The following is a 12,710-nucleotide window of genomic DNA, read 5'->3' as shown; positions in this document are numbered from 1 at the left end:
GCATCTTCATGGAGAGGAATCCTTCCGGAATCAATAGGAACGGGGGAGCTGCAGCACATGCTCGGCCACATGCCCCAGGATCATGTTGGTGGAAATCGGCGCAACCTGGTACAGGCGCGTTTCGCGGAACTTGCGCTCCACGTCGTATTCGCACGCGAAGCCGAAGCCGCCGTGCGTCTGCAGGCACGCATTGGCCGCTTCCCAACTGGCCTTCGCGGCCAGGTACTTGGCCATGTTGGCCTCGACGCCGGCGTTCTGGCGCGCGTCGATCTTCTCGCACGCGCGCCAGCGCATCAGGTTCGCGGCCTCCAGCTCGATGAACGATTCGGCGAGCGGAAACTGGATGCCCTGGTTCTGCCCGATCGGGCGGCCGAACACCTTGCGCTCGCTCGCGTAGTCGCGCGCTTTCTCGAGGAACCAGTAACCGTCGCCGATGCACTCGGCCGCGATCAGCGTGCGCTCGGCGTTCAGGCCGTCGAAGATCACCTTCAACCCCTTGCCTTCGGTGCCGAGCAGTGCGTCTTCCGGCAGCTCCAGGTTGTCGAAGAACAGCTCGTTGGTCTCGTGGTTGACCATGTTGAGGATGGGGCGAACCGTGAGGCCGTTGCCGATCGCCTTGTCCAGCTCGACGATGAAGCACGACAGCCCATCGCTCTTCTTCTGCACCTGGTCGAGCGGCGTCGTGCGCGCGAGCAGGATCAGCAGGTCGCTGTGCTGGACCCGCGAGATCCACACCTTCTGGCCGTTGATGACCCAGCGGCCGTCCTTTTTCACGGCCGTGGTCTTGAGCTTGGTGGTGTCGCTGCCGGTGGTCGGCTCGGTCACGCCCATCGACTGCACGCGCAGTTCGCCTGCCGCGATGCGCGGCAGGTAGCGCTGCTTCTGTGCTTCGGTGCCGCTGAACACGATGGTGTTCATCACGTACATCTGTCCGTGGCACGCGCCCGAATTGCCGCCGGAGCGGTTGATCTCTTCCATGATCACCGACGCCTCGGCCATCGACAGCCCCGGGCCACCGTATTCCTGCGGAATCAGCGCGGCCAGCCAGCCGGCCTGCGTGAGGGCCGTGACGAACGCTTCGGGATAGCCGCGCGCCTCGTCGATCTTGCGGTGGTAGTCGGCCGGAAACTGATTGCACAGGCCGCGTACCGCGTCGCGGATTGCCTGGTACTGGTCGGGGGCGGAGAAAACGGAGGCGCTCATGAATCGTGTCTCGTCATTGGCATGGGTCGAGTCCATAATAAGTTTTGATGGATTTCTTAAACAATAGAATTTCCTGATCGTCGAATCAGTTTTTGGTATCGAGGTATCCGCGATGGATCTCAAGCAATTGCGTGCGTTCGTCACCGTAGCCGAAACGGGCAACGTCACCCGGGCATCGAGCCTGTTGAATCTCGTGCAACCGGCCGTGTCGCGGCAGCTGCGCCTGCTCGAGGAGGACATGGGGACGGAACTGTTCGACCGCAGCCGGCACGGCATGCAGCTCACGCCGTCGGGCAAGACGATGCTCGAATACGCGCGCCGTATCCTCAACGAGGTGGCGCGCGCCAAGGCCGAGATCCAGCCGACCGACGGGCCGGTGGCGGGCATCGTGAGCATCGGGCTGCTGGCGAGCACGTCGGACCTGCTGGCCACGCGGCTGGCGGGCGAGGTGGCGCGGCGCTACCCGCACATCCGCCTGCGGCTCACGATCGGCTACGCGGGCCATCTGCAGGACTGGCTCGAAGCGGGCGATGTCGATGCGGCGCTGCTGTACGGGCAGAAGGGGACCCCCGCGCTGCACGTCAAGGCGTTGATCGACGAAAGTCTGTGGGCCGTCGCGGCGCCGTCGGCCAAGCTGTCGCACAAGCGGCCGGTGTCGCTGGATCGGGTCGCGCGCGAGCCGTTCATCCTGCCTTCCGCGCCACAGGGCCTGCGCGCGGCGATCGAGCACGCGGCGGCCGAGGCGGGCGTGACGTTGCAGGTGTTCGCCGAAACCAATGCGCTGAGCGTGCAGAAGGAACTGGTCGCGCAAGGCCACGGCTGGACGATCCTGCCGGCCGTCGGCGTGACGCAGGAGGTCGAGCGCGGGATCCTGAGCGCGGCGCCGCTCGCGTCGCCGGGTGTCCGGCGCACGATCGTGCTCGCGGCGCCCAGCAGCCGGCAGGCGACCGCACCGGTTCGCTGCGTGGTCGGTGTGCTGCTCGATTGCGTGAAGGCGACGTTCGACCAGGGCGACTGGCCGGATGCGCGCTGGCTGGGTTAGGGCCTGTTCACGCTAATAACGGGCTTGCGCTGGCCCCCAGAAGGGCCGAGCGCAAGGAATGCGACGAAGCGAATACTCAACGTATTCGCAAGGAGCATGACGCGGCGGTCGGCCCTTCTGGGGGCCAGCCCCACGAGAGAATTTTTCCAAACAGGGGAACGTGCCTTTCCGCCCGCATTGCGGCGTCGTTCGTCGTTGCAATAGCTACGGCTATTACGCCTCCTCTCTCCTTGCACTGCGCGCGGAAAGGCACGTTCGCAAGCCCGTTATTAGCGTGAACAGGCCCTAAGGCGAGCGTGATGTCGGCGTGAGCCGCCTCACGTGCGGTCTTACCCCGGCGGGACAGGCCGGGGCAGGCGATCGCCGGCAGGCCCCGGCGTGCTTCCGCCGGGGCGCGCGGCGCTTACTTCAACGGCATGCAGATGCGCGTCTGCAACTGCGCGGGCGGCGTGCTGCGCGGGTCGTTCAGGTACTGCTCGAACATCGGGAAGTCGGCCGGCACCACCCCGCTCGCGGGCAGCCATTCGGAGAACATCCAGTTATACGGCTGGTCCATTTCGTTGTACGGCCCGGTGTAGGTCAGGATCGCGCAGCGGCCGGCGGGAATCTCGAAGCGTTCCAGCTCGTCGCCCACTTCGGCGTCGGGCGCGACGGACATCCCGGCCATCGAGCGCAAGCGGTCGGCCGGCACCTGTTCGGGATCGTCGAAATACACGCCGAAGCCGATCGCCTCGGGGCGCGCCAGGCCGCGGGCGGCGGCCAGCATGAAGGCACGGGTGAAGACCGGGCCGATGTCCTGATAGCTGCCGTGGTGCGGCAGTGCGGCCAGTACGGTGCCAGGGAAGGTTTCGATGGTAACGGGATACATGCCGAGCTCCTGTGGATTGAACGGAACGGAGCGGGCCGCGCGGTAGCGCCCCGGCGCCAGGCCGAAGGTCGCGCCGAACGCACGGCTGAAGGCAGCATCCGACGCATAGCCGGCTTGCTGCGCAACATCGCGCAATGGCATCCCGGTCCCACCCAATGCGACCGCCGCGCGGTGCATGCGAATGCGCTGCACGGTGGCGTTCACCGTCTCGCCGATCATCGCGCGGTAGACGCGATGAAAGTGATACGGCGACAGACACGCGAGGTCGGCCAGCCGATACAGATCCGGGTCGGCGTCGGGGTGGCTTGCCAGCCAGCGCAGGACGGGGTCCATGCGCCGGGCGTATCGGGTCAGGGTTCGGGTTTTCAATTGCGGGCTCCTGGAGGAGCAATGTAGGGTCGGCGGGTTTGCAGATTTTGCGGTTTTTTGGAACGGGAACCCGCGCCCGCACGCCTTCAGCCGCTTCAGCCGCTACAGCCGCTACAGCCGCGCCAGCCATGCCCGCCGCCTGAGCTTGCCGTTGAACGGCGGTGCGTCGATCGGGATGATGCGCGCCGAAGCGGCCGTCCACCCGGGCACCTGGTGCGCCGGGCCGGGAAGGCGGGGAAAGGCCCGTTTGACTGGCCCGGATGAAGTCGAGCGTGCGCTGTCAGCGAGTCGGATTCCGTCGATCGAGATGGGTGCTCAACGTTGTCTGAACGCGTTCTCGCGCCTGGGTGTTGATCCTGGCATCCAGCAGCATGATCACGGCGGCGACCAGGAAAATCACCAGGCTGACGGTCACGACGATACCGGCCAGCCACGGTGCGGGTAGATTGGCGAGGGTTGCGGTCGCGTCGCTGCCTCGTTCGAAACTGGCCGCTGCCATGCCGCAATAGTGCATCCCGCACACGGCCACGCCCATGACGATGGCCGAACCGATCTGGCGTGTCCTGCCGAATGTGCTCGGCCTGCGCAGGTCGAAGGCCAGCAACAAGGCGGCGCCGCTTGCCAGGATCGCGATGATGACGGACAGCACGACCAACCAGGGCTGGTATCGAATACCGGAGCAGATGCTCATTGCCTGCATGCCGAGATAGTGCATGCCGGCGACGCCCAGCCCCATGACGATTGCGCTGACGATGAGTTGCGGCCAGTGCAGGGCGAAGCGGGCGAGCGGGACGAAGCCGACTGTCGAAGCCGCAATCGCAATCAGCAAGGAAGCGACGGTGGTGGGAATGTCGTATCCGACAGCGACCGGCAGGTGAAATGCCAGCATCGCGACGAAATGCATCGACCAGATGCCGAGCCCCATGATGCACCCGCCGAATGCGATCCAGGGCCAGATCGAACGATTCCCGATGAGATTCAGGCGATCGGAGATATTGAGTGCCGTGAACGATGCGAGGATCGAAAGCAGGCAGGAAAGTACGACGAGCGTAAGGTCGTAGGTGCCGGACATGATCGTTATTCTCGGTTATAGGCTTTTTGGTCGTTTGAGGGCGCCCTATTTTTGCGAGTGCGCCATCCCCTCGTGTGTCCCGCAAATATACCGAAACCCGGAATCGAATCAAGGGCGCCGCTGCCCACTTAGGGTGGTGCGTCGGTGCGGCGGACGTCCCCGGATCGTGCCGGGTTTTCGGTTCCGGGAGGACCGGACCGGATGCGCCGTGCGCGCAGGGGGCGCGTCGAGGAAGTCCGGTTGACCGACGTCCGCGCCAGCCTCATCACGACGTCGCCGATCTGCGATAATGTCGGCCGCCCTGGCGGACGGCAGCGTACGATCGCGTTGCCCGCCCGCCGTGAATTCGTATCAGGAGAGTCCCGTGCGCGACATCATCGACGGCTTCCTGCGCTTTCAGCGCGAGGTCTATCCGCAACGTGTCGAGCTGTTCAAGCAGCTCGCCACCGCCCAAAATCCCAAGGCGCTGTTCGTGACGTGCTCGGACAGCCGCGTGGTGCCCGAGCTGCTGACGCAGCGCGAGCCCGGCGAACTGTTCGTGATTCGCAACGCGGGCAACATCGTCCCGTCGTACGGACCGGAACCGGGCGGCGTGTCGGCTACCGTCGAGTATGCGGTCGCCGTGCTCGGCGTGCGGGATATCGTCATTTGCGGGCACTCGGATTGCGGCGCGATGGGCGCGATCTCACGGTGTACGTGTCTCGACCATATGCCGGCTGTCGCGAACTGGTTGCGCCATTCCGATGCCGCGAAAGCCATCAATGCCGCGCATCAGTTCGACTCCCCTCGGGACAAGCTGGACGGTCTGGTGCGCGAGAACGTGATCGCCCAGCTCGCCAACCTGCGCACGCATCCGTCGGTTGCGCTCGCGCTCGAGCAAGGACGCATGAATCTGCACGGTTGGGTCTACGACATCGAGATGGGGCGCATCGACGCACTCGACGGCACGACGCGCCATTTTGTTCCGTTGAGCGAGTCGCCGGCCACGGTGGCGGTCAAGTCGTACTGAGCGCCGGCGCTTCGTTCCGGCCGGTCGCATCCACCCTGCCGAGTCGGACAATCGAAAGCGCCGATCTGCGGTCCGATCTGTATCGGCGGTCGCGAAGGTCGGTTCCGCCCATGCCCGATGACTTCATCTCGATCACGGCTTCCTGCACCCGACGCGGCCGCGCGAAGTCGTGCGGCCGTAAAGCGGGGCGATCGCAGCTGTAGATCGCTGCGTAACGCCCCGTGCCGTCACGCTTGCGGCGCGACGGATGCGCCGGTGATGCCATGCCGCCGCAGCGAATCCGCGACGAAGCCCGACGCCTTCATTTCCTCGACGAACGCATTCAATGCCGCCGCGGCCGCTTCGCCGCGGCTCTTCGGCACGCCCATGGCCTGCCGGATCACCATGAACCGCTCGTCGAGCAGGCGCAGGCCGGGCGTTTTGGCGGCGTCGGCCTCGAGCTGCTGCTTCACGCCCGCGGCCACTTCCAGTTGCTGTTCGACGAAGGTTTGCACGACCGCTTGCGACGTCGGCGCACGCACGATCTGCGCGGCCTTCAGTTCGCGCGTGAGGAACAGGTCGTAGGCGCTGCCCTTGCCGACGGTCACGCGGTTGTCGGGCTGGTCGACGTCCGCGTTCGTGCGGATCGGCGAAGCGTCGCGCACCAGATAGAACCCCTCGATCAGCACGTACGGCGCCGTGAACGCGACCGTTTCGCCGCGCAGCGGATCGACTGCGAAGAAGCCGAAATCGGCGCGCTCGTCGGTCAGCGCCTGCACCGACTTGCCGGCAGTGTCGAACACGACCAGTTCCAGCTCGGCCGACAGGCGCCCGGCGAACGCGCGCGCAAGGTCGATCGACACGCCGAACGGTTCGCCCGTCGCCGGGTCGCGGTTCGCGAGGATCGGGTTGCCGAGGTTGATCGACGCGCGCAGCGTGCCGGTCGGCGTGAACGCGGAGAGGACGGAAGGGGCGAGGGGCATGGGAGGCTCGTGGCGGTCGTAGGGGCAGGGTGTGGCGCGCGTCGATGTGCGACCGCGCGTCGGCATCGAGCTTATCACCTGGCTTTCGTCATCGAGCGGCGTCGAGCGGCGCAAGGCTGCCTTCGGCGCCAATCGGGAGGCGCGAGACAGGTGTGTTCCCCTCATCGTGTGGCCGCAACAGTGATGGACGGGCAAAGGGATTGCGTGGCTGCGACAGGCGATTTGGTGCGGAAAGAGGGCGCGATTTGCTTGCTTCGCGCCAGCGGCGGCTGTCGGTTGGCCGTGGCGTCGCTCCCCATCGGCGCCGCCCAGCCGGCGCAGTGGGCCTTGATTCGCCCGGCAACCGCTAGAATTGCGGTTTTAGTCCGGAATACGTCCATGTCTTTTGCCTCGCTCGGCCTGATCGATCCCTTGCTGCGTAACCTGCAGGACCTCAATTACCAGGCCCCCACGCCGGTACAGGCCAAGGCGATTCCCGTCGTGCTCGGTGGCAAGGACGTGATGGCGGGCGCCCAGACCGGCACGGGCAAGACGGCGGGTTTTGCGCTGCCGCTGTTGCAGCGGCTGGTGCAACACGGCCCGGCGGTGTCCAGCAACCGCGCACGTGTGCTGGTGCTGGTGCCCACGCGTGAATTGGCTGAACAGGTGCTGCAAAGCTTCATCGCCTACGGCAAGGGCCTCGATTTGCGGTTTCTGGCCGCTTACGGCGGCGTGAGCATCAATCCGCAGATGATGAAGTTGCGCAAGGGCGTGGATGTGCTCGTGGCCACGCCGGGCCGATTGCTGGACCTCAATCGCCAGAACGCGGTGCAGTTCGATCAGGTGCAGACGCTGGTGCTGGACGAAGCCGACCGCATGCTGGATCTCGGCTTTGCACGCGAGCTCAACGCCGTCTTTGCCGCGCTGCCCGTGCAGCGCCAGACGCTGCTGTTCTCGGCCACGTTTACCGACGATATCCGCGCGATGGCGGCGACCATCCTGCGCAGTCCGGTCAACATCAGCGTCAGCCCGCCCAATGCCACGGCCAGCAAGATCAAGCAGTGGGTGGTGACGGTCGACAAACGGAACAAGCCCGACCTGTTCATGCACCTCGTGGCCGAGAACAAGTGGGAGCATGCGCTGGTATTCGTCAAGACGCGCAATGGCGTGGATTACCTGGCGGCGATGCTGGACGAAGCGGGCTATGCCGTCGACACCATCCACGGCGACAAGCCGCAACCGGCGCGCCTGCGTGCGCTGGAGCGCTTCAAGACGGGTGAAGTCCAGATGCTGGTGGCCACCGATGTGGCGGCGCGCGGGCTGGATATCGACGACCTGCCGCTGGTGATCAACGTCGACCTGCCGATCGTGGCGCAAGACTATGTGCACCGCATCGGCCGTACCGGCCGCGCGGGCGCCAGCGGTGTGGCGGTGTCCCTGGTGTGTGCGGACGAAGCGCCGCAACTGGCCGCGATCGAAGCGCTGATCAAGCAAACGCTGCGCCGTGAAGAAGAGCCGGGTTTCGAGGCCGAACACCGCGTGCCGGAAACCAGCGCGACGGGCGAGATCATCAAGAAACCCAAAAAGCCCAAGAAGCCGAAAGTGCCGCACGCTGCGTCGGCTGCCGTGCCGGTGTCGGGTAAAAAGCCGCGTCCGCAAGGTGGCGAGAACAAGCGCAAGGCTGCCGCGCCACACGGGAAGCCGGCCGGTAACGGACCGGACTACACCATCGGCAGCCCGTTCAGCGTGCAAAAGCCGCGTGGCAAATCTGCCGGCAAGCCGGCGGCGGGCGCACGCAAGCCGGCTGGCAAACCGGCGGGTGGCCGTGGGAAACGTCCGTCCTGATTGCAAAGGCAGATCGAGAGACTGGACGCATGGCCGGGAAACCTGTTCGACTGCTTGCTGCGGTAACAGCGGGTGCGCGCGTCGCCGGCGAAGGCTGGGACCTGCAATCCGCCGCGGCAGCCTTGCGGAATGCTGTCCCGCTATGGGTGCGGCCTTACTGCCATTCACCGGGATGACAGATCACCCAACCCGGAAGGTAGCTATCCATATCCGTATGGCCCCAGCACCAGTTGTGCTGGCGAAGGGTTTTCATCAGCTGTTCGCGTTGTGCGCAGGCGCTTCCCGGCGCATATTGCCCGTCGGGCAATAATTTCGGTGCCGGGCCGTTCCGGCATTGGTCGTTGGCGACTTCTTCCTGACGCATCAGTGCCTGGACGGCAGAGGGAACGGTGCGGGCCAACGTGGCCTTGTATTCGATGCAGGCTGGCGCCTTGGGATCGTTGGACTTGCGGGCACATTGGGACTGAAGCTTGTCGATGCTTCGCGATACTTCGGGTGGATACGCCTCGGCGTGCGCTGCAGCAAGACATCCAGCCATCAACAGACAGGCGGCAACTGATCTGATCAAAATCATTTCGCGTATGACACGATGCATCCGGTAGCTCGGGAACGGGCGAATTATGGCATGTGCGCGCGGTCCGGAATCGACGCACCTGCCCGGGTGCGGCCCGTGCGATGATGTGCGATGACCGACTTGAGAGATGAAATGACGACACCATTCGACGAGGCGACAACGGCGGCGATCGCCGCGTTTGCCCAACTGGATTTCTACACGGCTTTGCAGGCGATGCGTGCCGAGGCGGATTACGACCGCGAACGAGACCAGTGGATCTCGCGCTATATCGACGAGCACGGCGGCGGCGCGGACGATGCCGAATACGACGCGTTGCACGCGCGGGCGCAGGCAACCCCGGAATACGCGCAGTTCATCGACGCGGCTCGACGGGAAATCCTGGAATACTTCGACGTGACCGACGATCAACTGGACTGGATGGTCGTGCTGCGCGACGACGACAGCGATGAGCTTTGGGCGGAAGTCAACCGGCAGCGGAGCGCGCTGGGAACCGGTGAAGTGCGCGGGGATCTTTGATCACGGCTTGCCATTGGGGGCGCAAAGCGTACCGCGTGCGGGGGCTGGGAGCCAGGTCAATCGCGAGACTGTTTCAACGATACGTGTGGCGGCTCCGGCCGTGGCGAAGGCATGGATGGGAATGCATCATGTCAACCGAGTGGAATCACCGCGTCAGACTGTTCGTCCAGCGTTTCTGGCAGCCGACCAGTGCGTGCATGACGTGCATGCCGGGGAGCTGGGGAAATATCATGAGCCTCGCCCACTGGACTATCGCATTTCATACGGGGCTGCTTACCGGGCTCCTGGCGGTCCTTCTGACGTTCACGCCTGTGGCAAAACTCTACGCGAATCGATACGGCAATGCGCTGGTCGTTGGCGTCCTGACCACGTTGGGCGACGTCTACTCGCACACGAGTCACTACCGCATCCCCTATGTCGAGCACATCGTGACGGGTGCCATTTCAGGTGTCTTGACGCTTGCGGCGTCATATCTCTTCGAAGACCGCGCGCGACGCGTTCGGGCGGTGTGGGCTCGGATTGTCGGACAGCCCGTCCGCTGACTTTCCGAACCCACCGGACCAAACGGAAAGCGATTCCCCGGTGAAGCTACGCTTCATGAACTGCCGGCCCGGAAAGCCGCGCTGATGCGAGAACGCGACGTGCGCCTGCCGACCAGGCCCCCGTGGCCGAAACAGCAACCGTCAGTTTTCGCCGACGTCAATCCGTACATCGCGCCGATCTGGCAATATGCATCGACGGACCTCAGCAGGGCACCCCATGCACATCGCGATTCTGACCTTCCAGGGCTTCAACGAACTCGATTCCCTCATCGCGCTGGGCGTACTCAATCGAATCAAGAAGCCCGACTGGCGGGTGACGCTGTCATGCCCGGAGCATTTCGTCACATCGATGAACGGTGTGACCGTGCAGGCGCAGTCGACGTTGGCGGACGCACGCGCGGCGGATGCCGTCATCGTCGGGAGCGGTATTCAAACCCGGGAGGTCGTCAACGACGCGACGCTGATGGAGCAGCTCAATCTCGATCCGACCCGGCAACTGATTGGCGCCCAATGTTCGGGCACGCTGGTGCTGGCAAAGCTGGGCCTCCTCGACAACATCCCGGCATGCACGGACCTCACCACCAAGCCGTGGGTCGTCGAAGCGGGCGTCGAAGTCCTCAATCAGCCATTCTTCGCACAAGGGAATGTCGCAACGGCAGGTGGCTGCTTTGCTTCGCAGTATCTGGCCGCGTGGATCATTGCGCGCCTGGAGGGCGAGGAAGCCGCACGGAGCGCACTGCACTACGTGGCGCCGGTGGGGGAGAAGGAGGAGTACGTGTCTCGTGCATTGACGAACATCACGCCTTACCTGCCGTAGTGCGATAAAAAATGGCGTTCCCTCCGTCGCAAGGCGCCGGGTTCAGCCGTAACGTCGTGTTCCCGATAGCGGCTTCTTCGGCGTGCCCGGTTGCCATGTCGTTCGGCCGCGGTGTGGAAGAGGGCGCGAGAATGTTCGCCGTCTCGTTCAGGCAGAGCCATTCAGTGACGCCGGCTCGCAACGGATCGGACTCCACCAGCCAGTTCGTATGACAAAGACGGCAGCGATACTGTCGCACGACGACTGCGGGCCGTCCTAGCGGCCGCAATTTCGTTGGCTTGTGCAATTCCACCAGTTCCCGATGGGCGACAGGATCGGCAGTCGCGTGCAGGGTCGTGCAGGCTTCGCAAGGCATGGGGGGCAGCCTTTCAGGAACGCGTAGGATCGGTGAAGCGCTTCTTCGCACATGGCTCAAATCGTCCGCTGATTGCAACGTGATCGGCAGTGCGTCCGTCTCATGCTTCAATCAGGCCGCGCTCGCCATCGCGGAGTGCGTCGATCGGCGGTTGCGTCCTCCTGCGCTGCGAGGCGAATGCGGGCGATTGCGCGTCTCATCCGGATTCCTCAGTTTGCAATCGGCTTACCGGACGCATCCTTGATTTTCGCTTTCCATTGCGTGCGGATTTCGGACACCACCGATTCGGGAAGCGAGATGTAGTCCAACTCCGTGGCGGCCTGGCTGCCGTTGTGGAATGCCCAGTCGAAGAACTTCAGCGTTTCCGCACCTTGTGCCGGCTTCTCTTGCGTTGCGTGCAGCAGCACGAACGTCGCGCCGACGACCGGCCACGCGTCCTTGCCCGGCTGGTTCGTGAGGATCTGATAGAACGACTTCGACCAGTTCGCGCCTGCAGCAGCGGCCTTGAACGTTTCCGTCTTCGGCTCGACCACCGTGCCCGTCGAATTCTTCAGGGCCGTGTAGACCATGTTGTTCTTCTTCGCATACGCCCATTCGACGTAGCCGACTGCGCCCGGCAGGCGCTGCACGAACGCTGCGACGCCGTCGTTGCCCTTGCCGCCCGTGCCCGTCGGCCAGTTGACCGTCGTGCCTTCGCCGACCTTCGACTTCCACTCGTCGTTGACCTTCGACAGGTAGTTCGTCCAGATGAAGCTCGTGCCCGAGCCGTCAGCGCGGCGAACCACGGCGATGTCCGTGTCCGGCAGCTTGACCTTCGGGTTCAGCGCGGCGATCGCCGGGTCGTTCCACTTCTTGATCTTGCCGAGATAGATGTCGCCGAGCACCGGGCCCGACAGCGTCAGTTCACCCGGCTTCACGCCCGGCACGTTGACGACCGGCACCACGCCGCCGACCACCGTCGGGAACTGGAACAGGCCTTCCTTCGCGAGCTCGTCATCCTTCAGCGGAGCGTCCGAACCGGCAAAATCGACCGTCTTCGCGTTGATTTGCTTCAGGCCGCCCGACGAGCCGATGCCTTGATAGTTGACCTTGCCGCCGCCCGCCTTCTTGTACGCATCGGCCCACTTTGCGTAGATCGGTGCTGCAAACGTGCTGCCTGCGCCGGTGATATCTGCCGCGTGAGCATGGAGGGCAACAAGAACCAGGGTGCAGGGCATCAAGATCCGGCTGTTCACGTAACGCCTCCTGTCTGATATCGGCATGCCGGCCCGTACGCAGGCCTCGGTTGAGCAGTCTGACTGGTTGGGTGGGGGCTGTCGGCCGCCTTTCGGCAACGTCTGTCGATTGACCGCGGCAATGATCGTCTCACGATTGCTTTCGAGCACGATGCGCCGTTGCATGGGTGGAGCAGCCTCGGTGCCGCATTTTTCTCGTATGACGTTCGCCGGAGGCTTGATTGCAACGTACCGCAACCGGGGCCGCAGGCAGCGACCGGTTGGCCTGGATCGTCACCGACGATCGGATAGGTCGGACAAGGGGCGAAGTTCGTCATCGTGC

12 protein-coding genes are annotated in these 12,710 nt (G+C 64.5%); 6 read left to right on the top strand and 6 right to left on the bottom strand.

What is annotated here, in order from left to right:
* Positions 1–30: 30 nt before the first annotated feature.
* The gene (locus tag G3N96_RS07315) at positions 31–1,203 is read right to left on the bottom strand and encodes an acyl-CoA dehydrogenase family protein (protein WP_047853245.1); all 1,173 of its coding nucleotides are present in this window, start codon (positions 1,201–1,203) and stop codon (positions 31–33) included.
* A gap of 112 nt (positions 1,204–1,315) precedes the next feature.
* Here G3N96_RS07315 and G3N96_RS07310 point away from each other — a divergent pair, with 112 nt between their 5' ends.
* Positions 1,316–2,245 carry a LysR substrate-binding domain-containing protein gene (locus tag G3N96_RS07310; protein WP_206136794.1) on the top strand — a complete coding sequence of 310 codons (930 nt, stop codon included), beginning with the start codon at positions 1,316–1,318 and terminating at the stop codon, positions 2,243–2,245.
* 403 nt (positions 2,246–2,648) lie between these two features.
* Here the strand turns inward: G3N96_RS07310 and G3N96_RS07305 are convergent, their stop codons facing one another.
* Together G3N96_RS07305 and G3N96_RS07300 are read right to left on the bottom strand one after the other, a co-directional pair.
* Positions 2,649–3,482, bottom strand: a complete 834-nt coding sequence (locus G3N96_RS07305) for an AraC family transcriptional regulator (protein ID WP_206136793.1) — start codon at positions 3,480–3,482, stop codon at positions 2,649–2,651.
* Between the two features lie 280 nt (positions 3,483–3,762).
* The gene (locus G3N96_RS07300; RefSeq protein WP_124581043.1) at positions 3,763–4,554 is read right to left on the bottom strand and encodes an MHYT domain-containing protein; all 792 of its coding nucleotides are present in this window, start codon (positions 4,552–4,554) and stop codon (positions 3,763–3,765) included.
* A gap of 364 nt (positions 4,555–4,918) precedes the next feature.
* Here G3N96_RS07300 and G3N96_RS07295 point away from each other — a divergent pair, with 364 nt between their 5' ends.
* Positions 4,919–5,563, top strand: a complete 645-nt coding sequence (locus G3N96_RS07295; RefSeq protein WP_206136792.1) for a carbonic anhydrase — start codon at positions 4,919–4,921, stop codon at positions 5,561–5,563.
* 227 nt (positions 5,564–5,790) lie between these two features.
* Here G3N96_RS07295 and G3N96_RS07290 read toward each other — a convergent pair whose 3' ends face one another.
* Entirely contained in the window at positions 5,791–6,525 is a 735-nt protein-coding gene (locus tag G3N96_RS07290; RefSeq protein WP_206136791.1) for an ABC transporter substrate-binding protein, read from the bottom strand.
* Between the two features lie 378 nt (positions 6,526–6,903).
* Between G3N96_RS07290 and G3N96_RS07285 the strand changes: the two genes are divergently transcribed.
* On the top strand, positions 6,904–8,349 hold the full coding sequence (locus tag G3N96_RS07285; RefSeq protein ID WP_206136790.1) for a DEAD/DEAH box helicase: 1,446 nt from the start codon (positions 6,904–6,906) through the stop codon (positions 8,347–8,349).
* Positions 8,350–8,503: 154 nt separating this feature from the next.
* Here the strand turns inward: G3N96_RS07285 and G3N96_RS07280 are convergent, their stop codons facing one another.
* Complete coding sequence (locus tag G3N96_RS07280) at positions 8,504–8,944, bottom strand: hypothetical protein (RefSeq protein ID WP_241022531.1); 441 nt, start codon at positions 8,942–8,944, stop codon at positions 8,504–8,506.
* Between the two features lie 111 nt (positions 8,945–9,055).
* On the opposite strand from G3N96_RS07280, the gene G3N96_RS07275 reads away from it, so the two are divergent.
* From G3N96_RS07275 to G3N96_RS07265, 3 genes are all read left to right on the top strand, one after another.
* Positions 9,056–9,439 carry an ATP-dependent protease gene (locus G3N96_RS07275; RefSeq protein ID WP_124581051.1) on the top strand — a complete coding sequence of 128 codons (384 nt, stop codon included), beginning with the start codon at positions 9,056–9,058 and terminating at the stop codon, positions 9,437–9,439.
* Positions 9,440–9,567: 128 nt separating this feature from the next.
* Complete coding sequence (locus G3N96_RS07270; protein WP_206136789.1) at positions 9,568–9,981, top strand: hypothetical protein; 414 nt, start codon at positions 9,568–9,570, stop codon at positions 9,979–9,981.
* 217 nt (positions 9,982–10,198) lie between these two features.
* Positions 10,199–10,798, top strand: coding sequence for a DJ-1/PfpI family protein (locus G3N96_RS07265; RefSeq protein ID WP_124581055.1), 600 nt, complete (start codon positions 10,199–10,201; stop codon positions 10,796–10,798).
* A gap of 564 nt (positions 10,799–11,362) precedes the next feature.
* Here the strand turns inward: G3N96_RS07265 and pstS are convergent.
* Positions 11,363–12,370: a phosphate ABC transporter substrate-binding protein PstS gene (pstS, locus tag G3N96_RS07260; protein ID WP_206136788.1), complete on the bottom strand. Its 1,008-nt coding sequence runs from the start codon at positions 12,368–12,370 to the stop codon at positions 11,363–11,365.
* Between the last annotated feature and the right edge of the window lie 340 nt (positions 12,371–12,710).

The sequence above is a fragment of the Burkholderia sp. Se-20373 genome (assembly GCF_017104705.1).
In the GTDB taxonomy this organism is placed as follows: Bacteria; Pseudomonadota; Gammaproteobacteria; order Burkholderiales; family Burkholderiaceae; genus Burkholderia.
The sequence above is the reverse complement of the archived record's forward strand: the minus strand, read 5'-3'. Positions and strand labels throughout refer to the sequence as shown.

What these genes read in the sequence shown, in the direction of transcription:
- G3N96_RS07280 (WP_241022531.1), bottom strand. Translation starts at nt 8,944, where the DNA reads ATGCATCGTGTCATACGCGAAATGATTTTGATCAGATCAGTTGCCGCC.
- G3N96_RS07265 (WP_124581055.1), top strand. Translation starts at nt 10,199, where the DNA reads ATGCACATCGCGATTCTGACCTTCCAGGGCTTCAACGAACTCGATTCC.
- G3N96_RS07310 (WP_206136794.1), top strand. Translation starts at nt 1,316, where the DNA reads ATGGATCTCAAGCAATTGCGTGCGTTCGTCACCGTAGCCGAAACGGGC.
- G3N96_RS07290 (WP_206136791.1), bottom strand. Translation starts at nt 6,525, where the DNA reads ATGCCCCTCGCCCCTTCCGTCCTCTCCGCGTTCACGCCGACCGGCACG.
- G3N96_RS07315 (WP_047853245.1), bottom strand. Translation starts at nt 1,203, where the DNA reads ATGAGCGCCTCCGTTTTCTCCGCCCCCGACCAGTACCAGGCAATCCGC.
- pstS (WP_206136788.1), bottom strand. Translation starts at nt 12,370, where the DNA reads ATGCCCTGCACCCTGGTTCTTGTTGCCCTCCATGCTCACGCGGCAGAT.
- G3N96_RS07275 (WP_124581051.1), top strand. Translation starts at nt 9,056, where the DNA reads ATGACGACACCATTCGACGAGGCGACAACGGCGGCGATCGCCGCGTTT.
- G3N96_RS07285 (WP_206136790.1), top strand. Translation starts at nt 6,904, where the DNA reads ATGTCTTTTGCCTCGCTCGGCCTGATCGATCCCTTGCTGCGTAACCTG.
- G3N96_RS07270 (WP_206136789.1), top strand. Translation starts at nt 9,568, where the DNA reads ATGTCAACCGAGTGGAATCACCGCGTCAGACTGTTCGTCCAGCGTTTC.
- G3N96_RS07300 (WP_124581043.1), bottom strand. Translation starts at nt 4,554, where the DNA reads ATGTCCGGCACCTACGACCTTACGCTCGTCGTACTTTCCTGCCTGCTT.